Annotated in this window: 22 protein-coding genes and 1 tRNA gene; 10 read left to right on the top strand and 13 right to left on the bottom strand. The window is 61.9% G+C overall.

Going from position 1 to position 26349, the window contains the following annotated elements; translation table 11 throughout:
- The first annotated feature begins 15 nt into the window (after positions 1-15).
- From bioF to AC1M7R_RS08765, 5 genes are all read left to right on the top strand, one after another.
- Positions 16-1194 (top strand): 8-amino-7-oxononanoate synthase, encoded by a 1179-nt coding sequence (gene bioF, locus AC1M7R_RS08785; protein ID WP_490610358.1) that lies wholly within the window; start codon positions 16-18, stop codon positions 1192-1194.
- Positions 1187-1918: an alpha/beta fold hydrolase gene (locus tag AC1M7R_RS08780; RefSeq protein ID WP_072389810.1), complete on the top strand. Its 732-nt coding sequence runs from the start codon at positions 1187-1189 to the stop codon at positions 1916-1918. The genes bioF and AC1M7R_RS08780 overlap by 8 nt, the downstream gene beginning before the upstream one ends.
- Positions 1911-2720 carry a malonyl-ACP O-methyltransferase BioC gene (bioC, locus tag AC1M7R_RS08775; RefSeq protein ID WP_072389807.1) on the top strand — a complete coding sequence of 270 codons (810 nt, stop codon included), beginning with the start codon at positions 1911-1913 and terminating at the stop codon, positions 2718-2720. Before AC1M7R_RS08780 ends, bioC begins: the two co-directional genes overlap by 8 nt.
- Positions 2717-3397 (top strand): dethiobiotin synthase, encoded by a 681-nt coding sequence (gene bioD, locus AC1M7R_RS08770; RefSeq protein ID WP_490610357.1) that lies wholly within the window; start codon positions 2717-2719, stop codon positions 3395-3397. Before bioC ends, bioD begins: the two co-directional genes overlap by 4 nt.
- Positions 3398-3515: 118 nt before the next feature.
- On the top strand, positions 3516-3812 hold the full coding sequence (locus AC1M7R_RS08765; RefSeq protein ID WP_072431936.1) for a pyrroloquinoline quinone biosynthesis protein PqqE: 297 nt from the start codon (positions 3516-3518) through the stop codon (positions 3810-3812).
- Between the two features lie 362 nt (positions 3813-4174).
- Here AC1M7R_RS08765 and AC1M7R_RS08760 read toward each other — a convergent pair whose 3' ends face one another.
- On the bottom strand, positions 4175-4579 hold the full coding sequence (locus AC1M7R_RS08760) for a hypothetical protein (RefSeq protein WP_490610356.1): 405 nt from the start codon (positions 4577-4579) through the stop codon (positions 4175-4177).
- A gap of 274 nt (positions 4580-4853) precedes the next feature.
- Here AC1M7R_RS08760 and AC1M7R_RS08755 point away from each other — a divergent pair, with 274 nt between their 5' ends.
- The 5 genes from AC1M7R_RS08755 (at position 4854) to AC1M7R_RS08735 (ending at position 12533) form a co-directional block, all read left to right on the top strand.
- Entirely contained in the window at positions 4854-6659 is a 1806-nt protein-coding gene (locus tag AC1M7R_RS08755; protein WP_072389798.1) for a phenylacyl-CoA dehydrogenase, read from the top strand.
- A gap of 224 nt (positions 6660-6883) precedes the next feature.
- Entirely contained in the window at positions 6884-8173 is a 1290-nt protein-coding gene (locus AC1M7R_RS08750) for a GGDEF domain-containing protein (protein WP_072431937.1), read from the top strand.
- A 91-nt stretch (positions 8174-8264) separates the two neighbouring features.
- Positions 8265-10061 carry an acyl-CoA dehydrogenase C-terminal domain-containing protein gene (locus AC1M7R_RS08745; RefSeq protein WP_092179816.1) on the top strand — a complete coding sequence of 599 codons (1797 nt, stop codon included), beginning with the start codon at positions 8265-8267 and terminating at the stop codon, positions 10059-10061.
- A gap of 195 nt (positions 10062-10256) precedes the next feature.
- Positions 10257-12035 carry an acyl-CoA dehydrogenase C-terminal domain-containing protein gene (locus AC1M7R_RS08740; RefSeq protein ID WP_490610355.1) on the top strand — a complete coding sequence of 593 codons (1779 nt, stop codon included), beginning with the start codon at positions 10257-10259 and terminating at the stop codon, positions 12033-12035.
- 339 nt (positions 12036-12374) lie between these two features.
- Entirely contained in the window at positions 12375-12533 is a 159-nt protein-coding gene (locus tag AC1M7R_RS08735) for a YqaE/Pmp3 family membrane protein (RefSeq protein WP_003177654.1), read from the top strand.
- Between the two features lie 65 nt (positions 12534-12598).
- Here the strand turns inward: AC1M7R_RS08735 and AC1M7R_RS08730 are convergent, their stop codons facing one another.
- The 12 genes from AC1M7R_RS08730 to AC1M7R_RS08675 all read right to left on the bottom strand — a co-directional run bounded on the left by AC1M7R_RS08730 (position 12599) and on the right by AC1M7R_RS08675 (position 26335).
- Positions 12599-14425 carry an alpha/beta hydrolase family protein gene (locus AC1M7R_RS08730; RefSeq protein WP_490610354.1) on the bottom strand — a complete coding sequence of 609 codons (1827 nt, stop codon included), beginning with the start codon at positions 14423-14425 and terminating at the stop codon, positions 12599-12601.
- Entirely contained in the window at positions 14391-15560 is a 1170-nt protein-coding gene (gene pqqE, locus AC1M7R_RS08725; protein ID WP_072389781.1) for a pyrroloquinoline quinone biosynthesis protein PqqE, read from the bottom strand. The genes AC1M7R_RS08730 and pqqE overlap by 35 nt, the downstream gene beginning before the upstream one ends.
- Positions 15532-15807: a pyrroloquinoline quinone biosynthesis peptide chaperone PqqD gene (gene pqqD, locus AC1M7R_RS08720; RefSeq protein WP_042730665.1), complete on the bottom strand. Its 276-nt coding sequence runs from the start codon at positions 15805-15807 to the stop codon at positions 15532-15534. The genes pqqE and pqqD overlap by 29 nt, the downstream gene beginning before the upstream one ends.
- A complete protein-coding gene (pqqC, locus tag AC1M7R_RS08715) occupies positions 15804-16556 on the bottom strand; it encodes a pyrroloquinoline-quinone synthase PqqC (protein ID WP_072431939.1) in 753 nt (250 codons plus the stop codon). The genes pqqD and pqqC overlap by 4 nt, the downstream gene beginning before the upstream one ends.
- Positions 16557-16758: 202 nt before the next feature.
- Positions 16759-17670: a pyrroloquinoline quinone biosynthesis protein PqqB gene (gene pqqB / locus AC1M7R_RS08710; protein WP_072389772.1), complete on the bottom strand. Its 912-nt coding sequence runs from the start codon at positions 17668-17670 to the stop codon at positions 16759-16761.
- Positions 17671-17750: 80 nt separating this feature from the next.
- Positions 17751-17825 carry a pyrroloquinoline quinone precursor peptide PqqA gene (gene pqqA, locus AC1M7R_RS08705; RefSeq protein WP_053156473.1) on the bottom strand — a complete coding sequence of 25 codons (75 nt, stop codon included), beginning with the start codon at positions 17823-17825 and terminating at the stop codon, positions 17751-17753.
- A gap of 157 nt (positions 17826-17982) precedes the next feature.
- Complete coding sequence (gene pqqF / locus AC1M7R_RS08700) at positions 17983-20424, bottom strand: pyrroloquinoline quinone biosynthesis protein PqqF (RefSeq protein WP_490610353.1); 2442 nt, start codon at positions 20422-20424, stop codon at positions 17983-17985.
- A gap of 41 nt (positions 20425-20465) precedes the next feature.
- Positions 20466-21260 (bottom strand): carbon-nitrogen hydrolase family protein, encoded by a 795-nt coding sequence (locus AC1M7R_RS08695; RefSeq protein WP_072389765.1) that lies wholly within the window; start codon positions 21258-21260, stop codon positions 20466-20468.
- 12 nt (positions 21261-21272) lie between these two features.
- Positions 21273-22955 (bottom strand): flavin monoamine oxidase family protein, encoded by a 1683-nt coding sequence (locus AC1M7R_RS08690; RefSeq protein WP_076406083.1) that lies wholly within the window; start codon positions 22953-22955, stop codon positions 21273-21275.
- A 180-nt stretch (positions 22956-23135) separates the two neighbouring features.
- Positions 23136-23597: an Lrp/AsnC family transcriptional regulator gene (locus tag AC1M7R_RS08685; RefSeq protein ID WP_490610352.1), complete on the bottom strand. Its 462-nt coding sequence runs from the start codon at positions 23595-23597 to the stop codon at positions 23136-23138.
- Positions 23598-23632: 35 nt separating this feature from the next.
- A complete protein-coding gene (locus tag AC1M7R_RS08680) occupies positions 23633-26113 on the bottom strand; it encodes a hypothetical protein (protein ID WP_490610351.1) in 2481 nt (826 codons plus the stop codon).
- A 145-nt stretch (positions 26114-26258) separates the two neighbouring features.
- Positions 26259-26335 (bottom strand) — tRNA-Ile (locus tag AC1M7R_RS08675).
- Positions 26336-26349: the final 14 nt, after the last annotated feature.

Genomic DNA, 26349 nt, shown 5'->3' with positions numbered 1-26349 from the left:
TCACCCGAGGCCTGCATGCCCTTCGATCTCGCCGCACGCCTGGCTGCCCGTCGTGCCGACAATCTCTATCGCCAGCGCCCACTGCTCGAAAGCCCACAGGGGCCGCAAGTGGTGGTGGACGGCCAATCCTTGTTGGCGTTCTGCAACAACGATTACCTGGGGCTGGCCAATCATCCGCAGGTGATCGAAGCGTGGCGCGCCGGGGCGTCCCAGTGGGGTATAGGGGGCGGCGCGTCGCATCTGGTGATCGGCCACAGCGGCCCGCATTATGCACTGGAGCAAGCACTGGCCGAATTCACGGGCCGTCCCCGTGCGCTGTTGTTCACCACGGGCTACATGGCCAACCTTGGCGCCGTGACCGCACTGGTGGGGCAGGGTGACACCGTGCTGGAGGACCGGCTCAATCACGCCTCGCTGCTCGACGCCGGGCTGTTGTCGGGCGCGCGTTTCAATCGCTACTTGCACAACGATGCGCAAAGCCTGGCCAAGCGTCTGGAGAAAGCCACCGGTAACACCCTGGTGGTGACCGATGGGGTATTCAGCATGGATGGCGACGTTGCCGACCTGCCGGCCCTGGCCCGGGAGGCCAAGGCCCGAGGGGCCTGGCTGATGGTCGATGATGCCCACGGCTTTGGCCCGTTGGGTGCCAACGGAGGCGGTGTCGTCGAGCATTTCGGCCTGGGCCAGGAGGATGTACCGGTGCTGGTGGGCACCCTGGGCAAGGCCTTTGGTACTGCTGGGGCGTTTGTCGCCGGAAGCGAAGAGCTGATCGAAAGCCTGATCCAGTTCGCGCGGCCCTACATCTATACCACCAGCCAGCCGCCAGCCCTGGCTTGCGCCACGCTCAAGAGCCTCGAACTGCTGCGTCGCGAGCATTGGCGACGCGAGCATCTGCAGATGCTGATCCGACAGTTTCGCCAGGGGGCCGAGCAGATCGGACTCCAGTTGATGGACAGCTTCACACCGATCCAGCCGATCATGATCGGCGATGCCGGGCGGGCAATGCGGTTGTCGCGGATGCTGCGTGAGCGGGGGGTGATGGTGACCGCGATCCGCCCGCCAACCGTGCCGGCTGGCAGTGCCCGTTTGCGCGTGACACTGACCGCTGCCCACAGCGAAGCCCAGGTGCAGCTATTGTTGAATGCACTGGCCGAGTGTTTTGCCCAACTGGGATCGGAGCCAAGCCATGCGTGATCGACTGATTCTGCTGCCCGGCTGGGGATTGGGCGTATCGCCGCTGGAGCCGTTGGCGGCCGCGCTGCATGGGCTCGATGAACACCTGCGGGTGGAAATCGAGCCGCTGCCGACGCTGGCGTCAAGCGATCTTGGCCAATGGCTCGATGAGCTGGACGCGACCATACCCCAGGACGCCTGGTTGGGCGGCTGGTCCCTGGGCGGCATGCTGGCCGCGGAATTGGCCGCGCGCCGGGGCGAACATTGCTGCGGTCTGCTGACCCTGGCGAGCAATGCGTCATTCGTGGTCCGGGAGCACTGGCCGAGCGCGATGGCCGGGTCGACCTTCGACGGGTTCCTCGCCGGGTGCGTGGCCGATCCACGCCAGACCCTCAAGCGCTTCAGCCTGCTGTGCGCCCAGGGTTGCGGCGATCCACGCGGGCTGTCGCGGTTACTGCTGGCCGGTGCGCCATCCCTGTCGCCCGAAGTCTTGCTGGCTGGGCTGCAAGTGCTGGCACAGTTGGACACCCGTGTCGCGTTGCAGCGCTTTCGCGGTCCGCAACTGCACTTGTTCGCCGGGCTCGATGCCCTCGTACCGGCCGAAGTGGCCAGTGACTTGCTGGCATTGTTGCCGGACGTCGAAGTCGGCCTGATCGAACAGGCCGGCCATGGATTCCTTCTGGAGGATCCCCACGGTGTGGCGGGGGCGATCCAGGCTTTCTTGCATGAGTCCGGCGATGACTGATCTGTCTCTACCCAAACTGCCTCCGGCCCTGCCCGACAAGCGTCAGGTGGCAGCCTCGTTTTCCCGGGCGGCGGCCAGCTATGACAGCGTGGCCGAACTGCAGCGCGACGTGGGCCAGCTTCTGCTGGAGCGGTTGCCACCTATGGTGCCGGGACGCTGGATGGACCTGGGTTGCGGCACTGGCTATTTCACCCGGGCCTTGGGCGCACGCTTCGGTGAAGCCAACGGCCTGGCGCTGGATATCGCCGAGGGTATGCTCAGGCACGCCCGGCCCCAGGGGGGCGCCGCGTATTTCGTTGCCGGCGACGCAGAGCGGCTGCCGCTTGAGGCGGCGAGTTGCGATCTGATGTTCTCCAGCCTGGCGGTGCAGTGGTGCGAAGCGTTCGACTCGGTCCTGAGCGAGGCTTATCGCGTCTTGAAGCCGGGAGGCGTGTTTGCCTTCACCAGTCTTTGCGTGGGCACCCTGCATGAGTTGCGCGACAGCTGGCGTCAGGTGGATGGCCTGGTGCATGTCAACCGGTTCCGCGAGTTCGAGACTTATCGAAAGCTGTGTGCAGCCAGCGGATTGTCTGTAGTCAGTCTCGAAAAACACCCCCATGTATTGCATTACCCCGATGTGCGCAGCCTGACTCATGAATTGAAGGCATTGGGCGCCCACAATCTGAACCCCGGTCGACCGGGTGGCTTGACGGGCAGGGCACGGATCCTGGCGCTGGTCGAAGCGTACGAGCGGTTCCGTCAGACCCAGGGGTTGCCGGCGACTTATCAGGTGGTCTACGCCATTTTGGAGAAACCGCTATGAGCCAGGCTTATTTCATCACCGGCACCGACACCGATGTGGGCAAGACCACCGTCGCCGCTGGGCTGCTGCACGCCGCACGGCAGGCTGGTATGAGCACGGCTGCCGGCAAGCCCGTGGCCTCCGGCTGCGAGATCACTCCCAAAGGTCTGCGCAACGCCGATGCCCTGGCGTTGTTGGCCGAGTGTTCGATGCCGCTCGGTTACGCACAGGTCAATCCGGTGGCCTTCGAGCCGGCCATCGCACCGCACCTAGCGGCCCGGGAAGCGGGCGTGGCACTGACAGTTCAATCGTTGTTGGGGCCGATGCGTGAAGTGCTGGCCTTGAACGCCGATTTCACCTTGATCGAGGGGGCGGGTGGCTGGCGCGTGCCGCTGGCCGATCAGGACAATCTCTCGGACCTGGCAATGGCTCTGGGCCTACCGGTGATCCTGGTAGTGGGCGTGCGCCTGGGCTGCATCAGCCACGCCCTGCTAACCGCCGAGGCGATTGTCCGCGATGGTTTGCAACTGGCCGGATGGGTGGCGAACATCATCGACCCCAAAACCTCTCGCCTGGAAGAAAACCTGGCCACCCTGGCCGAGCGCCTTCCCGCGCCCTGCCTGGGTCGTGTGCCGAGAATCAAGGGCGTGACAGCCGAAATCGTGGCTGGGCATCTGCATCTGGATTTGCTGGAATGAAGACATGCCAAGGTTTTGCCTATGAAGCGGCACTGTGCCATTAGTGTTTTTGACGGGCCTTTTTCCAAGGCTTCTGCTTCAATAGCACCGTCGATCCTTCAAGAAGACGAGTCCTGCCATGGAAATCTCAGGAAATACCGCGTTCTACGCCGGTCTGAGCACTATTCAGACAGGGCAGGGCCGCGTCGATCTGGCATCAGGCCAGATCGCCAGCAATACGATCGAACGTTCGCTGACCAGCCAGTCGTCCGACATACAGGTCGATCGCCTGCGTTCGGTGGATCGCAGCCAGCAGTCAGACCTGGCCAGCAACATGGTCGAGATGGCCCAAGGCAAGTTCCAGGTACAACTGGGCGTCAATGTGGCCAAGGCGTCCGATGAAATGCTGGGAACGTTGATCGATACCTTCGCCTGATCTTGCGTTCATTGGCGCCGTGGAGAGAAGTGCACCCGATTCGTGGCTGTCGTGCATTCCAGGGTGTCTCATGAACTTGCGATATAGCCCCAGACCGTTGGGGTAATTGCGCTACCAACCCCAGAGCTGCCTGCAATGACAACCCGTCCCAAGGGTTGGACTGTTACCTCTGCGCAGTCTCCGGGGCTTTGCGCCAACAGGAAGCCCTCTAACTGTCCGCTCCGAGTCACGCGCTCGTACTGCTGCACCTTTACACCAGCCGAGACGGCGGTACCTGCCACCACGATTCTGCCGTCCGGTTGCAGGCCCATCGAGTTGTGGCTCAGTTTGTTCAACGTGCGGAAATCAACAGCGGTTCACCGTTATTGCAACTGCCATCCTCTCACCGTTCGCTTCCGACCTGACAAGTAAGCCGCTTTGCAGGTCGTCTGGCGCATTTGCGTAACCGGCGACGAGAATCTTGTCGTCATTCTGGACCAACACGCGGTTAACGATATCCGTACGCGTGTCGGCAAACTCTTGTCGCCATCCAGGAAATTCCAACCAAGCTCGTGGAAGGCCCTGTCCTTGATCCCGTCAGGCAGGTAGCGCGTCAGTGCAAAACGATCTTCGAGTTGCAAGGCAAAGATCAATCTGGCTTCTCCATCGTGAGCGATAGTGGTGACGCTACCTCGTCCATTGAAGCTGATAGAACCGTCTGTATCAGATTTACAGTCCGGTTCGCCTGGAATGCGAGTCGAGCTGTCTCCTGCGGATTGGGTGGCCATGTGCTTTCTTCCAGGGGGAGCTAGTCTTGACCCAAACGGCTCTGTGCCTCCTGGCCGGTACGTCAGTTTTCCCGTAACGCCGAACCTGTAAAGGTTGACAGTGGTGGCGTTGGTTCAAGTTAGGCTCGATGAATTTCAAGACGAAGGACGAGTGGTAACGGATCGACGCTTGACAAGATTTGGGCGTAAACGTATGTTTCAAACAACTGTTTGACCGCCACAACAAATCCTCGCGGTCGTTCATTCCCGGTTACATCAGCAGAGGTTTATCGCTATGCCTGACTACAAGGCCCCCTTGCGTGATATTCGCTTCGTTCGTGACGAACTGCTCGGCTACGAAGCGCATTATCAGAGCCTTCCGGCTTGCCAGGACGCAACTCCGGACATGGTTGACGCCATTCTCGAAGAAGGCGCCAAGTTCTGTGAGCAGGTGCTGGCTCCGCTGAACCGCGTGGGCGACCTCGAAGGCTGCACCTGGAGCGAGTCCGGCGTGAAGACCCCGACCGGCTTCAAGGAAGCCTACAAGCAATTCGTCGAGGGCGGCTGGCCGAGCCTGGCCCACGACGTCGAGCATGGCGGCCAGGGGCTGCCGGAATCCCTGGGGCTGGCAGTCAGCGAGATGGTCGGCGAGGCCAACTGGTCGTGGGGCATGTACCCAGGCCTGTCCCACGGTGCGATGAACACCATTTCCGAGCACGGCACGCCCGAGCAACAGGCGGCTTACCTGACCAAGCTGGTTTCCGGCGAGTGGACCGGCACCATGTGCCTGACCGAACCGCATTGCGGGACCGACCTGGGCATGCTTCGCACCAAGGCCGAACCCCAGGCCGATGGTTCCTACAAGGTAACCGGCACCAAGATCTTCATTTCCGCCGGTGAGCACGACATGGCGGACAACATCGTCCACATCGTCCTGGCGCGCCTGCCGGACGCACCGGCCGGGACCAAGGGCATCTCGCTGTTCATCGTGCCCAAGTTCCTGCCTCAAGCCGACGGCTCCATCGGCCAGCGCAACGCGGTGAGCTGCGGTTCGATCGAACACAAGATGGGTATCCACGGCAACGCCACTTGCGTGATGAACTTCGACGCGGCCACCGGTTTCCTGATCGGCCCGGCGAACAAAGGCCTGAACTGCATGTTCACCTTCATGAATACCGCTCGCCTGGGCACCGCGTTGCAGGGCCTGGCCCACGCCGAGATCGGCTTCCAGGGCGGCCTGAAATACGCTCGCGATCGCTTGCAGATGCGTTCCCTGACCGGTCCGAAAGCACCGGACAAGGCTGCCGACCCGATCATTGTCCATCCGGACGTGCGTCGCATGCTGCTGACCATGAAAGCCTTCGCCGAAGGTAACCGGGCGATGGTGTACTTCACGGCCAAGCAGGTCGACATCGTCAAGTATGGCGTGGACGAAGAAGAGAAGAAAAAGGCCGATGCACTGCTGGCCTTCATGACTCCGATCGCCAAGGCATTCATGACCGAAGTCGGTTTTGAGGCGGCCAACCACGGCGTGCAGATCTATGGCGGCCACGGCTTCATTGCCGAGTGGGGCATGGAGCAGAACGTTCGCGACAGCCGTATCTCGATGCTGTACGAAGGCACCACTGGCATCCAGGCCCTCGACCTGCTGGGCCGCAAGGTGCTGATGACCCAGGGCGAGGCGCTGAAGGGCTTCACCAAGATCGTTCACAAGTTCTGCCAGGGCAACGAAGGCAACGAAGCGGTCAAGGAGTTCATCGAGCCGTTGGCTGCGCTGAACAAGGAATGGGGCGAGCTGACCATGAAGGTCGGTATGGCTGCCATGAAAGACCGCGAAGAGGTCGGCGCGGCCTCGGTGGATTACCTGATGTACTCGGGCTATGCCTGCCTGGCCTATTTCTGGGCCGACATGGCGCGCCTGGCAGCGGAAAAACTCGCCGCCGGCACCACCGAAGAAGCCTTCTACACCGCCAAGCTGCAGACCGCGCGTTTCTACTTCCAGCGCATCCTGCCACGTACCCGTACCCACGTGGCCGCCATGCTGTCGGGCGCCAACAATCTGATGGACATGAAAGAAGAGGACTTCGCGCTGGGCTACTAAGCCTTACGCGTTTCTCCTGAAAAAGCCGCTGCTTCCTTGCGAAGCAGCGGCTTTTTCATGGGTGCCAATATCTTGAAAAAACATTCATCGAGCTGAACCCTAAGAAAACATTCCTTCCTGCCGTTACAGGAATGGCAGTGTGACATCTGTCACATCTTCCGTGCCTTACTGTGCCAATAGCAGGCACAATGCCATCTTTGATCAGCCGGGTCGGAGTTCTACCCTTGCCGCGTTCTTCCGCTGTACGTTTCAGCCATTTCCTGCCGTCATTGCTGCTATTGCTGGCGGGGCTTGCGGCCGCCTACGTCAAGGATCTCAACGTCTTCTTCACGTCGTTGTTCAACGTTCTTCCAACCTTGGTGCTGCTGTTGGGCGGAGCCTACTGCGCGGTCTATCGACGCCAGCGTGAACTGTTCCTGATGGTCACGGTGTACATCGCCTATTTCCTGCTGGACACCCAGACCGACTTCTACCGCGACAACGGCAAGGTGCGCGAAGACGCGGCGGTGGTGTTCCACCTTGTTTGCCTGTTGCTGCCCTTGTTGTTTGGCCTGTTCGCAGCATGGCAGGAGCGTACCCATCTGTTCCAGGACATGGTGGCGCGTTTCGCGGTACTGCTGGCCTTCGGCAGCGTGGCCCTGGCCCTGGAGCAGAGTTATCCCCAGGCGTTGCTGGTGTGGCTTTCGGAGATCCGCTGGCCGGCGTTGCATGGTGCCTGGATGAGCCTGATCCAGCTGGCCTACCCGGTGTTCGCCGCAGCGTTCCTCTTGCTGGCCTGGCAATACTGGCGCAACCCCCGTCCCCTGCACGCCGCGCAACTGGTAGGCCTGCTGGGGTTGTTCTGGATGCTGCCGAAAACCTTCATCCTGCCATTCACCCTGAACATCATGTGCAGCCAGGTGATGTTGATGATCGCGGCGGCGGTCGCCCATGAGGCCTATCAGATGGCGTTCCGTGACGAACTGACCGGGCTGCCGGGGCGCAGGGCGTTGAACGAGCGCATGCAGCGCCTGGGGCGCAACTATGTGCTGGCGATGAGTGATGTGGACCACTTCAAGAAATTCAACGATACCCACGGCCACGACGTCGGCGACCAGGTGTTGCGCCTGGTGGCCAGCAAGCTGTCGAAGATCGGCGGTGGCGGCAGGGCATATCGCTATGGCGGTGAAGAGTTTGCCCTGGTGTTCGCGGGCAAGACTGTCGACGAGTGCATGCCTCACCTGGAAGTCATCCGCCAGTCCATCGAGACCTACAGCATCCAATTGCGTAATCCGGACAGTCGTCCCCAGGATGACCAGCAAGGTCGCCAGCGGCGTTCCGGCGCCGGCACATCCAGCGTGTCGGTAACCGTGAGCATCGGCGTGGCGGAGCGCGTCGAGCAACGGACCCCCGAAGAAGTGCTCAAGTCCGCCGACCAGGCGCTCTATAACGCGAAGGGGGCCGGGCGCAATTGTGTGGTTGCCTTCGGTCAGAACCGGCGGGGCGCGGTGCGCATGGAAACTGCAGCGGGTTGAGTGATGACGGCGCATTCAGCGCCTGGACTGTGATTGTGAGCACCGGTGGCCGGCAGTAGGTTTGAATGATCTGCTACCGGAGAAAACCACCATGCCCGAGTACAAAGCCCCCCTGCGCGACATGCGCTTTCTGATCGACCACGTCTTCGATTTCCACGGCCGTTATGCCGAGCTGGGGGCCAATGACGCCAGCCCGGACATGGTCAGCGCAATCCTCGAGGAAGGCGCCCGTTTCTGTGAGAACGTACTGGCGCCGCTCAACCGCTCCGGCGACGAGGAGGGTTGTCACTTCGACAAGGGCGTCGTCACGACGCCTGCGGGATTCAAAGAGGCTTTTGCCCAGTATGTGGAGGGTGGCTGGCATGGCCTGGCGGCGGATCCGGCATATGGCGGCCAGGGACTGCCCAGCTCCCTGGGCCTGGTCATCAGCGAAATGATCGGCTCCAGCAATACCTCCTGGGGCATGTATCCGGGCCTGACCCATGGCGCCATGTCGGCCATCCATGCCCATGGCACCGAAGAGCAGAAGCAGACCTACCTGAGCAAACTCACCGCGGGCCAGTGGACCGGCACCATGTGCCTCACCGAAGCCCATTGCGGTACGGACCTGGGCATCATCAAGACTCGCGCTTTGCCCCAGGCAGATGGCAGTTACGCGATCAGCGGCAGCAAGATCTTCATCTCCGCCGGCGAACACGACCTGAGTGAAAACATCATTCATCTGGTGCTCGCCAAGCTGCCCGACGCGCCCGCCGGCACCAAGGGCATCTCATTGTTCATCGTGCCCAAGTTCCTGCCCGATGCCACCGGCGAAGCGGGAGAGCGCAATGGTGTCAGCTGTGGCTCCATCGAACACAAGATGGGCATCAAGGCGTCGGCCACCTGTGTGCTGAATTTCGATGGCGCGAAGGGCTTTCTCATCGGCGAGCCGAACAAGGGACTCAATTGCATGTTCACCATGATGAACCATGCCCGGCTCGGCACCGGGATGCAGGGTCTTTGCCTGGGGGAAGCGAGCTTCCAGGGCGCGATCAGGTACGCCAACGACCGTTTGCAGATGCGCTCGTTGACCGGTCCCAAGGCGCCGGAAAAAGTCGCCGATCCGATCATCGTCCATCCCGATGTGCGCAGGATGTTGCTGACCATGAAAGCCTTCAACGAAGGCAACCGGGCACTGACGTATTTCACCGCGCAGTTGCTGGATACCGCGCACCTGGCCACCGAAGAAAGCGCTCGCCAGGAGGCCGAGGATCTGCTGGCGTTTCTCACGCCGATCTGCAAGGCGTTCATGACCGAGACCGGGCTGGAGGTGACCAACCACGGGATGCAGGTGTTCGGTGGCCATGGCTTCATTCGTGAATGGGGCATGGAGCAACTGGTACGCGACTGCCGCATAGCACCGATCTATGAGGGCACCAACGGCATCCAGGCGTTGGACTTGCTCGGGCGCAAGGTGCTGGGCAGCCAGGGCAAGCTGCTGCGCGGGTTCACTCGGATCGTGCACAGGTTCTGCGCCGCGAATGCCGATCATCCGCAGCTTGAGGGCTACGTCGCACAACTGAACGGGCTCAACCAGCAATGGGGCGAACTGACCACGCAGGTCGGTATGGCGGCCATGAAGAACCCGGATGAAGTGGGGGCTGCCTCCGTGGATTATCTGATGTACAGCGGCTACATCATCCTGGCCTACCTGTGGTTGCGCATGGCACTGGTGGCCCGATCGCAACTCGACAGTGGCACTGGTGACGCGGATTTCTGCCAGGCCAAGCTGGCGACCTGTGAGTTCTACTTCAAGCGCTTGTTGCCTCGCACGGCTGCCCATCGGACCGCCGTCGAGGCCGGAAGCGATTGCCTGATGAAGCTGCCAGCGCACTTGTTCGCGTTCTAAACGACCCAGACCAGGTTTCACCCGATCCCGCAGGCCCTGTGGCGGCTGGCGAAACCTGCGGCTTCATCTCAATGACTAAAAATAACAAATCAGTCATGGGTTGACCCTATGTGTCGTAAAAGTTGTTGAGGTACACTCGGGCCATACTCAAACCGTTTCTTACGAACCAACTGTTTAGATCCTGCGAGGTTTGCCATGGCTGACTACAAAGCGCCCCTGCGCGATATGCGCTTCGTCCTCAACGAGGTATTCGAGGTCGCGAAACTCTGGGCTCAACTGCCGGCGTTGGCCGAAACCGTGGACGCCGAAACCGTCGAAGCGATTCTGGAAGAAGCCGGCAAGGTCACCAGCAAAAGCATTGCCCCCCTCAGCCGTGCCGCCGACGAGGAAGGTTGCCACTGGGCTGACGGTGCTGTCAGCACGCCGGCGGGTTTCCCACAGGCCTACAAGACTTATGCTGAAGGCGGTTGGGTCGGCGTCGGTGGCGATCCGGTATACGGCGGCATGGGCATGCCCAAGGCCGTTTCGGCCCAGGTCGAGGAAATGGTCAACTCCGCCAGCCTGTCCTTCGGTCTGTACCCGATGCTGACCGCCGGTGCCTGTCTGTCGATCAACGCGCACGCCAGCGAAGAGTTGAAGGCGGCTTACCTGCCGAACATGTACGCCGGCATCTGGGCCGGCTCGATGTGCCTGACCGAACCGCATGCCGGTACGGACCTGGGGATCATTCGTACCAAGGCCGAACCCCAGGCCGACGGTTCCTACAAGGTCAGCGGCACCAAGATTTTCATCACCGGCGGCGAACACGACCTCACCGAGAACATCATCCACCTGGTGCTGGCGAAGCTGCCGGACGCGCCGGCGGGGCCCAAGGGTATCTCGCTGTTCCTGGTGCCCAAGTTCATGGTCAATGCCGATGGCAGCCTGGGGGCGCGTAATGCGGCCAATTGCGGGTCGATCGAACACAAGATGGGTATCCAGGCTTCCGCTACCTGCGTGATGAACTTCGACGAGGCCGTGGGTTACCTGGTAGGTGAACCCAACAAGGGCCTGGCGGCGATGTTCACCATGATGAACTACGAACGCCTGGGGGTCGGTATCCAGGGCCTGGCCTCTGGTGAGCGCTCTTACCAGAACGCCATCGAATACGCCCGTGACCGCCTGCAAAGCCGCTCGCCCACCGGTGCGCAGAACAAGGACAAGATCGCCGATCCGATCATTGTCCATCCGGACGTGCGTCGGATGCTGCTGACCATGAAAGCCTCGAACGAAGGCGGCCGAGCGTTTTCCACCTACGTGGCGATGCAGCTGGACACCGCCAAGTTCAGCGAAGACCCTGCCACGCGCAAGCGCGCCGAAGATCTCGTGGCCTTGCTCACCCCGGTGGCGAAGGCCTTCCTGACCGACCTGGGCCTGGAAACCACGGTCCACGGCCAGCAGATCTTCGGCGGCCACGGTTATATCCGTGAATGGGGCCAGGAACAGTTGGTCCGGGACGTGCGCATTACCCAGATCTACGAAGGCACCAACGGCATCCAGGCGCTGGACCTGGTGGGGCGCAAGATCGTTGGCAGCGGCGGTGCGTTCTACAAACTGTTCGCGGAGGAAATTCGCCATTTCATCCATACGGCGAGCAATGACCTGGCGGAGTTCACCAAGCCGTTGGGCAAGGCTGTCGATACCCTGGATGACTTGACTGCGTGGCTGCTGGATCGGGCCAAGCAGAACCCGAATGAAATCGGCGCGGCATCGGTGGAGTATCTGCAAGCGTTTGGCTACACCGCTTACGCCTATATGTGGGCGTTGATGGCCAAGGCTGCGCTGGGCAAGGAAAGCCAGGATGACTTCTATGCGAGCAAGCTGGGAACGGCAAGGTTCTATTTCGCGCGCCTGTTGCCGCGTCTCCATTCCCTGGATGCATCGGTGAGGGCGGGTAGCGAATCGCTGTTCCTGCTGGAGCCTGGGCAATTCTGAGGCAGGTGATTGTAAGAAAATGCTTACACAACGTGATGCCGATTTCCCTCTATCGGCAGATTGGATCCAGGACTAATCTACTTCACATGGACGTCGCGCAGGATGCGCAGAGAAACAACACGGACACGTAGGATTCCGCCAGGATGGTGGAGTGAAAGGGATGTCAGGGAAACAGTCTGCAAAGCCCCGCTTCGGCGGGGTTTTCTTTTGCCCGCGTTTTTTGTCTTCGTTCTCGGGCCCGTTCGGGCGGTCTTTCTGGACAGTGTCTTGAACCCTGACGAGCGGTCAGGTGTCAATGAGCTATATGGCAACGTAGCCATTGCAGATCAGGAGCCATCCATGGATTTCATTCGTATCATCATCGCCATTCTCTTGCCGCCCCTTGGCGTATTCCTGCAGGTCGGTTTCGGCGGGGCCTTCTGGCTGAACATCCTGTTGACTCTGTTGGGCTATATCCCGGGCATCGTGCATGCGGTGTATATCATCGCCAAGCGCTGAAGGCTGGGTGCACGGTCAAACCCTGAGGGAGCGAGCAAACTCGCTCCCTCAGTTTTTTCCTCTGTCTAAAGGCTGTCCTCGATCACCCTGCGATAGAACAGCCACTCATGCTCCAGCGCGTGCGCCTGGTTCGCCGCCTTGCGAAAGCCGTGGCGCTCATCCGGGTAATAGTGTGCTTCGACCGTAATGCCATTCGCCTTCAAGGCCCTGACCATGTCCCGAGTCTGCTGCGGCACGACCACGGCATCCAACTCTCCCTGGAAGAAAATCACCGGCGCGCGGATCCGATCAGCGTGTAGCAGGGGGGTGCGGGTGCGGTAGCGTTCGGCGTCCCGCTGCGGGTCGCCGATCAGCCAGTCGAGGTAATCCCCTTCGAATTTATGCGTGGCTCGACCCAAGGCGACAGGATCGCTGACGCCGTAGAGGCTGGCGCCGGCACGGAAGACATCGTGGAACGCCAGGGCACAAAGCGTCGTATACCCACCGGCGCTGCCACCGCGGATAAATGCACATTGGGGGTCGATCAGGCCCTGTTCGCCCAGGTAGCGCACCACCGCGCAGGCATCTTCGACATCCACAACGCCCCAATTCAAGTGCAGGGCCTGGCGGTAGGCCCGGCCGTAGCCGCTGCTGCCGCGATAGTTGAGGTCGGCGACGGCGAAGCCGCGCTGGGTCCAGTACTGGATGCGCGGGTCGAACTGGGGATAACAGGCCGAAGTCGGCCCACCGTGGATGAACACCACCAGTGGCGGTTTATGCTTGGCATGCATGGCCGGATAAAAGAAACCATGGGCTTGCCTCGATGCACTGGGGTAACGCAGTGTCCGGGGGCGACTGATCAGATCGGTGGGTAGCGGTGCCACGCCCCCGGCCAATACCACCTCCCCATGGTTTTGCCGCCCGATTGCGACGATGGCCGACGGGCTGGTCGGCGATGACACGATGGCGTAAACGAACTGCTCATCCAGCGCCAGGCTGCGAAACCGGCTATAGGTGCCGGTAAGGTCCTCGGTCTGGCCGCCGCGGCACAGTCCCAGGCGTCCAAATCCCGCCTCGGTCCAGCTCGCCAGATACGTATGCCGGTCCAGGGGCAGCCAGGTACGGCCACCCAACTGCCAGGGCGCCGGGGCGTGGTCGGCTTCAGCGCAGGGCAGTGGTTCCAGGCCGTGGACCGATTCAATCCATGGTTGCCAGTAGCCGCCACGGTCGGTCAGGCAATACAGCCGGCCGGCATCGTCGAAGCGTGGTTGCTGGATGGATTCCTCTTCAGCATCACCCGCCACGCAGCGCGGTTCATTCCACCCTGAAGCGTTGCGTTCGGCCAGCATCAACCGCGTTGCCGTCCACGGTTGATGAGGACGGCTCCACTCGATCCAGGCCAGTCGTCGACCGTTCGGGCTCAACACCGGCGAGGCGTAGAAATCGGCGCCTTCAGCCAGCACACGGCGCTGCCGATCCGCCAGCCCAATCGATACCAGGCGATGCTGGTTGGCGTGTTCCTCCACCGCCAACACCTGGCCGCCGGCAAAGCCAAGGTCTGCGTAGCGGCAGTCGCCCGAGGTCAGTGCCATGGGGGGCTTGTCGGTCAGTGGCTGGTGATACAGCTGCTGGTCTGCCTCGTTGACGAACAGCACCCCGTCGTCGCTCAGGCAGAACGATCCACCGCCATATTCATAAACCCGGCTGCGAGCGCTGAACCCATCCGGGGTCAGGCATCGGGCCTTGGCATTGCGCCATTGCCAGATCCGGCAGGCGCCGTCTTGCGGGCGGTACTCGTTCCAGAACAGCCCAAGGGGGCCGACCTGCAGCTCGGCGAAATCAATGCCGGCGGCAACAGCCTCGGCGGCGCTGAGCGGTTCAGCCCTTGGCGATGAGGCGTGAGTTTCGTTCATTACGGAAAGCCAGTTGCTCGATGGTCTGGGTGGCGTGCTCGGCGTCTTCACGTGCCTGCAGGATCATCCCGTGATGTTCGGATTTGCTGCACACCGGGTCGGCATTGCTGGCATCGCCCGTGAGCATGAACGCTTGGCAGCGGCAGCCGCCGAAGTCCTGTTCTTTTTCATCACAGGACCGGCACGGCTCGGGCATCCAGTCATAACCGCGGAAGCGATTGAAGCCAAAGGAGTCGTACCAGATGTGTTGCATGCTGTGGTCGCGTACGTTGGGAAATTGCACGGGCAGCTGTCGGGCGCCGTGGCAAGGCAGTGCGGTACCGTCCGGCGTGACCGTCAGGAACAGGCTGCCCCAACCGTTCATGCAGGCCTTGGGGCGCTCTTCATAGTAGTCCGGGGTCACGAAGATCAACTTGCAGGGATTGCCCTCGGCTTGCAACCTGGCGCGGTACTGGTTGGTGACCTGCTCGGCGCGCACCAGTTGTTCCTGGGTGGGCAGCAGACCGACGCGGTTGAGCTGCGCCCAGCCGTAGAACTGGCAGGTGGCGAGCTCGACGAAGTCGGCCTCGAGGGCAACGCATAGCTCGATGATGCGGTCGATCTTGTCGATGTTGTGCCGATGGGTGACGAAGTTCAGCACCATGGGATAGCCATGGGCTTTTACCGCACGAGCCATTTCCAGTTTCTGCGCGAAGGCCTTCTTCGAGCCGGCCAGCAGGTTGTTCACCTGCTCGTCGCTGGCCTGGAAGCTGATCTGGATATGGTCCAGGCCGGCTTTCTTGAAATCGCTGATTTTCTGTTCGGTCAAACCGATGCCGGAGGTGATCAGGTTGGTATAGAAACCCAATCTGCGCGCTTCGCCGATCAATTCGGCCAGGTCCTGGCGCACCAGCGGCTCGCCGCCGGAAAAGCCCAGTTGAGCGGCGCCCATTTCACGGGCTTCGCGAAAGACCTTGAACCACTGCTCGGTGCTCAACTCCTTGCCTTGCTCGGCGAAGTCCAGCGGGTTGGAGCAATACGGGCATTGCAACGGGCAGCGATAGGTCAGCTCGGCCAGTAACCAGAGTGGCAAGCCCACTCCAGGCGTGGCCGGCAGCCCGGTGTTCTCAGGCAAGTTCGATCCAGTGCTCTGCACGGGCGACCTCCATGAATTGCTCGATGTCGTCACCGAGTTCCGGCACGTCGGGAAACTGCTTCGCCAACTCGCCGATGATGGCCGCGACATCCCGTTCACCGTCGATCAGCCCGCCGATCAGCGCAGCGCTGTCGTTGAGCTTGATCATGCCTTCAGGATAGAGCAGCACGTGGCCCTTCTGTGCCGGTTCGTATTGAAAGCGATAGCCGGGACGCCAGCGAGGGGTTTTGCTGCGATCGAAGCTCATAGATTGATTCCTTTATGCCACACCCGTTGCCCGGTCACGCTGTGGTAGGGCGGGCGGTTCAACTCGTAAGCCATGCTCATGGCGTCGAGCATGCTCCAGAGGATGTCCAGTTTGAACTGGAGAATCTCCAGCATGCGCTCCTGTCCTGCGCGGGTGGTGTAGTGCTGCAAGGTGATGGCCAGACCATGTTCCACGTCGCGTCGGGCCTGGCTCAGGCGGGTACGGAAGTATTCGTATCCGGCCGGGTCGATCCAGGGATAATGCTGCGGCCAACTGTCCAGGCGCGATTGATGGATCTGCGGGGCGAACAGCTCGGTCAACGAGCTGCTGGCGGCTTCCTGCCAACTGGCCCGTCGGGCGAAATTGACATAGGCATCCACGGCGAAGCGCACGCCCGGCAACACCAGCTCCTGGGAGCGCAACTGGTCGGGGTCCAGACCCACCGCCTGGCCCAGTCGCAGCCAGGCTTCGATACCGCCATCTTCACCGGGCGCGCCGTCATGGTCGAGCAGGCGCTGAATCCACTCGCGGCGAATCTCACGGTCCGGGCAATTGGCCAGGATCGCGGCATCCTTGAGCGGAATATTCACCTGGTAATAGAAGCGGTTCGCGACCCAGCCCTGGATCTGCTCGCGAGTGGCGCGGCCTTCATACATCGCCACGTGATAGGGGTGATGGATGTGGTAATACGCGCCTTTGGCGCGCAGGGCCGCTTCGAACTCGGCGGGTGACAGGGGGACATCAGTCATTTCGGTCTCCGGGCAATAACCGTTGGTTTCGGTGGCGTCAGGGCTGGCCCCATCGCGAACAAGCTCGCTCCCGCACGGGTTGTGCTGTGAATCAGATATCAGGACTACTGTGGGAGCGAGCTTGCTCGCGATAGCGTCCTATCAGCCGGCACCAATGTCGACTGATACACCGCAAGCCCACCCCACATTGGTTCTGACCTTCCTACAACTCAATACTCATTCCGTCGTAGGCCACTTCGATCCTTCGGCGTACCAGTTCGGCCCGCTCCGGCGAGTCTTCGTCCAGGATCGGATTGGTGTTGTTGATATGGATCAGGACCTTGCGCTGCTCGGGCAACTGCTCCAGCACTTCCAACATGCCACCAGGACCGTTCTGCGCCAGGTGGCCCATCTCTCGTCCGGTGCGGGTGCCGACGCCACGGCGCTGCATTTCGTCGTCATCCCACATCGTGCCGTCCACCAGCAGGCAGTCGCTGCCGGCCATTATTTCCAGCAGGGGCGCGTCCACCTTGCCCAGGCCTGGCGCATAGAACAGCTTGCCGCCCGTGCGCAGGTCTTCGACGATCAGGCCGATGTTATCTCCCGGGTGCGGGTCGAAACGGTGCGGCGAATAGGGCGGGGCGGCGCTGCGCAGGGGCAACGGGGTGAAACGCAGGTTCGGACAGGCCGGGACGGTGAAGCCCTGGTCGAGCTCGATGCGATTCCAGTTCAGCCCGCCGTTCCAGTGGGTCAGCATGTTGAACAGCGGAAAACCGGTGCTCAGGTCTTCGTGGACCATGTCGGTGCACCAGACCTGGTGCGGGCAACCTTCCCGCAGGCTGAGCAGGCCGGTGGTGTGGTCGATCTGACTGTCCATCAGGATGATGGCGCCGATACCGGTGTCCCGCAGGGCCCGGCCCGGTTGCATTGGAGCGAAACTCTGGAGCTGGGCACGGATGTCCGGGGAGGCATTGCACAACACCCAGTTCACACCGTCATCGGAAATCGCGATGGACGACTGGGTCCGGGCCTGGGCCCTCAGGGTGCCGTTGCGAAAACCTGCGCAATTGACGCAATTGCAGTTCCACTGAGGGAAACCGCCACCTGCGGCGGAACCTAGAATCTGGACGAACATGGCCGCTCCATCTGCAAACCGAAATAAAAAACGCCCCGGCTGGCCGAGGCGTTTGCTGCACGTTCAACCGCCTGCAGCAATTAACGGTTGGCGAAGTACATGGTGACTTCGAAACCGATACGCAGGTCGATATATGCGGGTTTGGACCAGGACATGGAAATACTCCTTTGGTTGGGGTGGGACAGGTTGGATCTATACATTTAGTCCACCTCCATGCGGAGATGTTCAGATGCTTAGGCGGCTATGTTACTAAATCTGACATTTTCGTTCGCGGTGATTCTCCGAGAAAGCTCATTACCGAGGCTGTAACGATCACTGCGCCGTTTTCCAGCGTGTGTCCGGACATGTGCCGTTGCTCAGGCAGAGACGTCCACCATCAGCGGCGGCCAGGCGTCGAGCCGCGTCCAGCAGTTGCTTGCGATCCAGGAGGCATAGGGCTTCGATCAACTGCCGGAGATAGTTCGATGGCCGGCCAGCCAGTTTGCCTTGCCAGAGCAGGTCGGCCGCTTGGGCGAAGGGGAGGGCGTCACCCTGGAACTGGGCCGCGAGGGCCTGCTGCTGGGTGTGCAAGGTTGAATCGTCGAGCTGATGGATCAAGTCCGGCAGCTCGCCCAGGAACTGTTCGACATGCGCAGCCAGTTGCGCCGCCGAGACGCTGGGGGACTGGACGCCGAACAACAGGCCGGTTTGCCCATTGATTTGCTTCAAGCCGCTGAACACCGCGTAACCCAGCTGCAAGTCGACCCGCAGGCGCTGGTAAAACGGTGTCTGGCACAACTGCGCCAGCAATCGCCAGCAAGCTTCGTCGAAAAGGTCCCGAGTGGGCGTCGGACAGAACAGCAACACGGCCTGTTCTTCGCTCTGTGGGGTCGCAAGCCTGTCCCAGGTCCATTGCGCAGAGGACACCATGGGCTCGACCGGGCGGCCTGGGGCGCCGGGCACCCGGGCCAATGCTGTCCCCATCGCACCTTGGGTGGCGGCCGACAGGCCTACGGCCAAGCCGTCCCATTGGGCAGTGGTCCAGAGGCTCCGATAGTCGTCGGACGCCGCTACCGACGTCGATGGCGATTTTCGTTGGCTGCGGTTCGGTAATTCTTTCAGCAAATGTCGAATTGGCATCAACGGTGCGTCGCTGCCTGGCTCGGACGCAGGCGGCGGCTGTTCCAGTCTGGCCAGGATGTGTTCGAGTACCGGCGGCATGGCCGCCTGCACGCCGAGCAACTTGAGCAGGCATCGGTCGCCGCTGGCTTCGAAGGTCACGTCCACGCCGGCCTGGCCGGCTTCACCGCAGACGTCACGCAGGTGCCGCTCGAGCCTGGATTGCAGGTCCTGGGGGGCTTGCGTCATCAGCTGCCAACGCAGGTACAGCGCGCCTTCCCGAGCGCTATCCGCCAATGCCTGGCTGAACTGCATGGGCGAGCGTTCGCGTCGGCCCCTGGAGCGGTCCTGGGCGAAGGTGCGCAGGCCTCGGTGGGCGCTGGTCTGGCCACGGATCAGCCCGGCGCGAGGCGGTTCCACTGGCGACTGCAGGAATGGGTTGGGCGCGGGCAGTTGCCACTCTTCCACGACGGGGTCCGCCGGTTGGGCTTGCTTGAGGATTTCCCTGAGCCTGTGGAGGTCGTTTTCTGACAGCGGTGCCTGCCGGCCTTCGTTGTCCAGGCGGGCGAGTTGCAACGCCGAGGCTGTCTCCTGGCCACGACGCAGCAGGGCCTCAAACTCCTTGCGCAACGGCTGCCAGTCGTCCTGGCGGGCGAAAAAGCCCAACCAATCGTGCAGCAACCGCTGGATGTCGTTATGTGCTCGTCCCTGGACACGCTTGAGTTCGATGTGCAGCAGGGCCTGCCCGGTATATTCATACAGTGGTGTGGCCTTGAGGGTATCCGCCAGGCCGAGCCGGCGCAGGGTGTCCAGCAAGCCCCCCGGTTTGCCGGCGTTCAGCCACATGCAAAGGAAAGCCAGGGCTTGAGGCGAGGCAACCGGCAACTGTTCGAAGGCGAACAGCAAGTCGAGTCGATCCTTGTCGGCTATCCGATAGCAGGGCACCGACGCTGTCATCAACGCGGTTGGCAATGGTCTGGCGACCGCTTCGCCCGCAGGCAATTCATGGGCGAATTCTTCAGCCAGTTTTCTCAACGCTTCCAGGCTTTGCGGGCCGGCCAGGCTCAAGGTCATCTGGCCGCGTTGGTAGAACGTTCGGTAGAAGTCTCGCAGGGCCTTCTGGAATTCGGGCCGGGATACGCCCAGGCTGTCGCGGTTGCCCGCATGGAAACCGCGTAACGGGTGGGCGGCCGATAGCCCCGCCAGCAAGGCGACCTGTCGTTGGGCCGCCGCATCCTGGGACCAGGCGACGAACTCCGCATGCAGTACTTCCCGCTCCCGCAATTGATCGGCTTCGGCCAGGCGTGGATCAGCGAGCATATCCGACAGACGTTCCAGCCCGCCGGCGAAGACCGCCGGCGGCAACTCGAAAAAGAAGTCTGTGGTGCGCTCGCTGGTACGGGCATTGACCTGGCCGCCGTGCCGTTGCACGTAGGCCATCAGGTTCTGTTCCGGGGGAAATCGCGCGGTGCCCAGGAAGAAGAGATGTTCGAGGAAGTGCGCCATTCCCGGCCACGCCAGTGGCGCATCGTGGCTGCCGACCGCCACTCGCAACACGGCGGCACTGCGTTTCAGGTCGGGTGCATGGCGTAGCGTCACCCGCAAGCCGTTAGCCAGGGTTTGAGTAAAAGGGCGAAGGGAATCGGGGGCCGGCATGAGCGCTTCCAGGGCAGAGGAGCGCTCATGCTCGGATATGGTCAGTGTTTGTGCAAGTCGCCGTAAAGCTCGGGGCGACGGTCATGCAGATAGTTGTAAGCCTCGCGGGACGCTTGCATCAGCTGTCGATCCAGCTCGCCGACGATCAGCGCCTCGTCCAGGCCGGCGAGTGCGGGGCGGCTGCCGTCCGGCGCGGCGATGCTGCTTTGGCCGCAGTATCGCAACTCACCCTCGTGTCCGCAGTAATTGGCGTAGGCCACGAAGCACTGGTTCTCGATGGCGCGGGCGCGCACGGTGACATCGGCAATGAATTCGTAGGGCTGCATGTTGGCGGTCGGTACCAGGATCAATTCGGCGCCGGCCAAGGCCAGGCGCCGGGCGTTTTCCGGGAATTCCAGGTCGTAGCAGATCAGGAATCCGAGCTTCCAGCCATTGAGCTCCACGATGGGCAGCGCCGCGTCGCCGGCACTGAACATGGCATGATCGAGATCGCCGAACAGGTGACTCTTGCGGTAGTTGGCGAGGCGTTCACCCTGGGCGTCGATCAGTTGAACCGAGTTGTAGATCTGCCCATCTTCGCTGCGCTCGGGGTAGCCATAGAGGATCGCCAGGCCGGCCGCCTTGGCGATGCGGCCGATCTGCTGCGCCCACTCGCCGTTGTAGACCTCGGCCAATACGCTCACCGCGTCGACGCCAATGTTGTACCCGCTCATGAACATTTCCGGCAGTACCAGCACATCGGCGCCCCTGGCTTCCAGCGCCACCTGGTGCAGGCGTTGCAGGTTACCGGCCGGATCCAGCGGCAGCGGCGGGCATTGATAAAGGGCTACGCGCATCGACAACTCCTTTCATTCGGGCAGGGCGATCGGGCCGATCTCGTCGAACACGTCGCCAGGACCCGGGTTCTCGGGGTGAGTCTCACCGCCAAAATGCTTCATGATTCCCCACACGGCATTGAGCGAGGTCTGTACCGCGCCTTCAACCCAGGCCGGTGTCCATGAGACGTCATCGCCAGCGATAAAGATCCCTCGCTGTTCGGCCGGCATGTCATCCTGCATGAAATGTGCGTACATGCGCTGGTTGTAGCGATAGTGGCCGGGCAGCGCGCCCTTGAATGCCCCGAGGAAATGCGGGTCGGCTTCCCAGGACACGGTGATCGGATCGCCGATGATGCGCGCGGCGATGTCCACCTTGGGGTAAATCTTCTTCAGGGCATCCAGGGCCAGCTTCACGCGTTTCTCCACCGGGTGCGGCAACATTTTCAACGCATCGCTCATCCAGGAGTACGAGAGGCAGATGACGCCCGGCTTGTCATCGCCGTTGTCGAACAGGTAAGTGCCGCGGGTGAGGCGATCGGTGAGGGTCATGCTCATCAGGTCGCGGCCGGTTTCCGGGTCCTTGTCCTTCCAGAACGGCCGGTCGACCATGACAAAGGTCTTCGACGACTGCATGTAGCGGGTGCGATCCAGGGCCATCCACATTTTCTGCGAGAACAGCGCCTCCTCACATTCGATCTGGGTGGTCAGCAACCAGCTCTGGCAGGTGACCAGTACTGCGGCATATTCACGGGTGTCCCCCCACACGTCGGTCACGCTGAAGCGACCATCTTCGGCGCGAGCAATGCGTTTCACCCCGCTGCGAGGCGCCCCCAGGTGCAATGAACTCAGGCTGGTGCCCTGCGGCCAGTGCACACAACGCTCCGGCACATGTTTCCAGATACCGTGGGGCACTTGCTCGACGCCGCCGACCACCAGGTGCTGATGGTCATCGCAGTTGGTCATCACCACACGGAAGATTTCCAGCATCGAGTTGGGGAAGTCGGAATCCCAGCCACCGGTGCCGAAACCGACCTGGCCGAATACCTCGCGGTGCTGGAAAGAAAGTTTGGCGAACGCCTTGGAAGTGGCGACGAAGTCGTAGAAGGTCCGATCGTCCCAGAGAGGCACCAGGGTATTCCACAACTCCTTCAGGCGTGGCACGTCGCGGTCGCGAATGGCCTGCTGGATCTCGCTGAAGCGCGAGCCGTCCTCCAATGCATCGGCCCAGGCGTCGGCCACTTCCTGGAACAACGCAGGAAGATCCGCCATTTTTTCTGCGTAGTAGGTCTGGCCCTCCAGGTCGATGACGGTGCTGCCGGAGGCTGGGGTCAGTGGGTTGGGGAAGGGCTTGGTCTCCAGGCCCAGCTTGTCGACATAGTGGTAGAACGCGGTGGACGACACCGGAAAGCGCATGCCGCCCAGCTCGGCGATCACGCCTTCGGCACCGTTGAATGCCTGGGAGCGCAGGCGCCCGCCCATTTTCGAAGCCTCATAGACCACGGGCTTGAGACCAAGCTTCATCAGTTCATAGGCCGCCACCAGCCCGGCGATGCCGGCACCGACGATCGCCACTTCAGCCCCCAGGTTGTGGGCCGGAATACTGCCCAGGCCGGCCGGATGCTCGATCCAGTCGTCAAAGGCGAAGGGGAAGTCCGGTCCGAAAATGGTGATGGGTTTCTTGCCGTCTGCGGGGTGGCGATTGTTCTTGTTCATGGCTGACCTTGATGGCGACTCGACGCGGTATCGCGTCTGAGTATAGGAAAGATGGCAGCCATTCTAGAGAGCGTGAAACACGTTAATAAGACGCAATGTGTCGTCGTTTTGAGCGCTGTCCAGTCATTCTGACGAGTTAATAGAAGCTAATGACGAAAAAGCCTCGAAGAGGCGAGGGCTTCAGACCGGTTGGCCCCGATCGATCTTGCTGCTGAGGATGATCGAGGTGGTGGTTTTTTCAACCCCATCCACGCCTCCGATCTGGTCCAGCAATTGATCCAGCTGCTCCGGTGAGTCCGTGCGCAGCCAGGCCACGTAGTCGAATTCGCCACTGACTGCGCACAGCTGCTGGACCTGGGCCATGGCACTCAAGCGGCGCAGAACATCCTTGCCCGAGCGTGGCTGCACTTTGATACCGACATAAGCCTGCAATCCACCATCGACCACCCGCTGCCCCAGGCGTACACCGTACCCGGTGATCACCCTGGTCTTTTCCAGCCGCGCCAGCCGCGAGGTCACGGTAGTGCGGGCGATGCCCAACTGCCGGGCAAGCATGGCGACACTTTCCCGGGCGTTGAGCTGCAGGGCCGCGATCAATTGGCGGTCGATTTCGTCGAGGACGGGAGGGCGGGTGTCAGGCAAGGTGGGCTCCGGTGCGGGTATCGATGGTGGGCATGTTACAGGCTCTTGTGCTCGAAATAGCCAATGGCTGGCCGAGTCAGTGCTCGCCAGGCCGGTGCCAGATGGACTTGCGAAGCCCGAAGCCAGAAACCGTCCTCGCAGACCAGTTGCTCCGCAGGCGATTGCAGCAAGCTTTCCAGGGAATAGACCTGGACCGAACCTGCATCGTCGTCCCCTTCGGCTGCCCAATCCCGCTCGAAGCAGCGTACCTGCAACCGGTCTTGGTCGAACCCTTCGAACAGTGGGCGGTTGCCCAGCCATTGTCCATGCACTCGCAAACTGTGCGCCTGGACATCGAGCAGCAGCAATTGCCAGCCCCGGTAGCTTGCGCAGAGCTCGGTCACATCCGTCCTGAGGGAGGTCAGGGCCAGATAGCGGCCATCCTTCGACCAGATCATCGAAGGCGCCAGGTCGGTCAAGGCGCAGCCGGACGCCGTCAACAGATGGCCTGCGAGCCGAGGCGTATCGGCTCGTACCCAACTGTCGGCATATTCCGTCTCGCTGCCGAACAACCAGGCGGCATCTTGGTGATCGGGTGCGGGCTGGATGAAATCGCCGTCGGCATTGGCAACTTGCGGACGATCCACCAGGCGCCAAGGGGCCACGCTGGATAGCTGCGAATCAGTCACCTGCAGCTCCACTGTGTTGTAGAACAGCCGGTAGCGGTCGTTGGGGAGAAAGAACCCAGGGTCATCGCCGATGGGCGGCGCAGGGCGGTTGAAACGTCGCAGTGCAGTGCTTTCCAGGCCCTCGTCGAGCGCACCGGCAACCACTGCCAGGCTCAGCCGTCCATCACGAAAATCAAGTATTCGGGCCGCCCACATTCCGGGGCCTTCCATCAGGCGGCGATCCTTCACATCGACCACTACCGCATGGGTAGCCAGGGGTGTCGACTCGGTAAAGGGCAGCAGTGCCAGATAGCGTCCGCAGCCGCAGACCCGGTGATCCAGCCGCCAGCGCCCCGGCAATTGCCAGTCGCCGATCTGGCAGCGGTAGGCTCCGAGACCTTCTTGGCTGTCGCCAAGCCAGATCAACTGGGCAGGCACATCGTCCTGCAGGGGCTGCGTTTCGATGAACGAATCGCCTCGTCGCCCCTGGCTGTCCAGCGGCATCGCGATGGTGGTGCGGGTCAATTGAAATTCAGCGACTTGCACACGACCCTGGGCGTCGTGGCCGGCCTGGATGTCGGTATCGCTGTGAATGCTGTCGAGGCGGTAGCCGTGGCGGCCGGAGCCTGGGCGAGGATAGTCGAGGTATGACGCGATACGCACATGATTTGCATCGAGGCTCGACACCTCGTACCAATAAAAAGAGGGTTCTGCGTCACTGCCTATCCAGGGGGCGGGGAGCGCTCGCCAGCCCTGCTCCTCATGCCACAACCAGTATCGGTCGCCATCCCGGCTGTCGGACTGCTCCCGGGCCTGGCACACCAGGGCGCGCTGGTCGGAGCTCCACACCAGCGGGGCATCGGCGGCCATGATCAAGCCGCAGGGGTGCCCGTCGATGCTGATGGTGTAGCGTGGAGAAAGCAGTGGCTCCAATGGCTGTGGCAGGTCGCGAAACGTCGAGGGCAGGGAGAGGCTGCCTGCCAGGCAGTGCTGTCCATTCGCCGAGCGCCGCTGGAAGGTACGCACGATGTCGTTTGGGTCCCACTCCAGCCAAAGGTCGGCCATGGGGACCAGATCGACCCTACTGGCGGTCTGCAACAACTCATCGAGTCGACTTTGGCGAGCGCTGTTATCCACCAACGGGCTGTGACGGCCGCTCAGTCCGTCGAGGTCCAAGGCGTCCAGTTCCCAGAACTCACTGTTGTCGCAGCGATACAGCTGGCGCTGCTGACGATCCAGGACCACCAGCCCCCAGCGCTGCCGGGACGGCACTGTCGCCGCGAAGTAACGTCCATCGCTGGAAAACAGCGCCGAGGAGCCAAGGCCTTGCAGGAGTACGCCATCGGGGAACAGGTAGTCGCAATAGGTGGGGCCACCCATGGCGATTTCCCCCTGGTTGAACGTCCGTATCGGCTCGCCCTCCGGGGTTTGGGTCGGCTCGGCCCCTCCCCAGGCGCTAGGCCCGGTGACGGACTTCGCTGCCAGGCCAAGCCGTCGCTCCCAGGTGCTTACGCAAGCGAGCCCAGCGAAAATGATGACGATGGCCGCGATGATGCCCCACACCTCGGGCAGCGCCCTGCCCACGCTGAAACCAAGGCCGAACACGGCGCTGATCATCAACCGCGCAAGACCCCGCCCAATCGATAAGCGACCCAGGCGCGCCGCGAGGCCCATGAGCAAACCGAAGAGCAGCACCGCCAGGAACGCCAGCGCGGGAGGCATCAGGGCGACGAAAAACCCAGGCACCAAGAGGATGCCGAGTTGCCAGAACAGCTCAAGGAAAAGTCGGGGGAGGGTAGGCGTGGCGATGATGGCAGTCTCGTTGAAAGGGTAGGCCGTCGAGGGATCTATAGTGGTTGATCGAGCCATCCCCGGACAATGCCGGGAAGATGGCTTTTTTTCGAAAAACGGGTGTGGACATTCTGAGGGCGAATCAGGCCGAGCCGGAATGCGACGAAGCCTCGAAAGCCGAACGCCGGAAACGCGAAAGCCGCGCAATGCGCGGCTTTCAAGTTGGTGGGCCCACACGGACTCGAACCGTGGACCAAAGGATTATGAGTCCTCTGCTCTAACCGACTGAGCTATAGGCCCTCAGTAGGCCGCGG

The sequence above is a fragment of the Pseudomonas sp. MS01C9 genome (assembly GCF_058202755.1).
The sequence above is the reverse complement of the archived record's forward strand: the minus strand, read 5'-3'. Positions and strand labels throughout refer to the sequence as shown.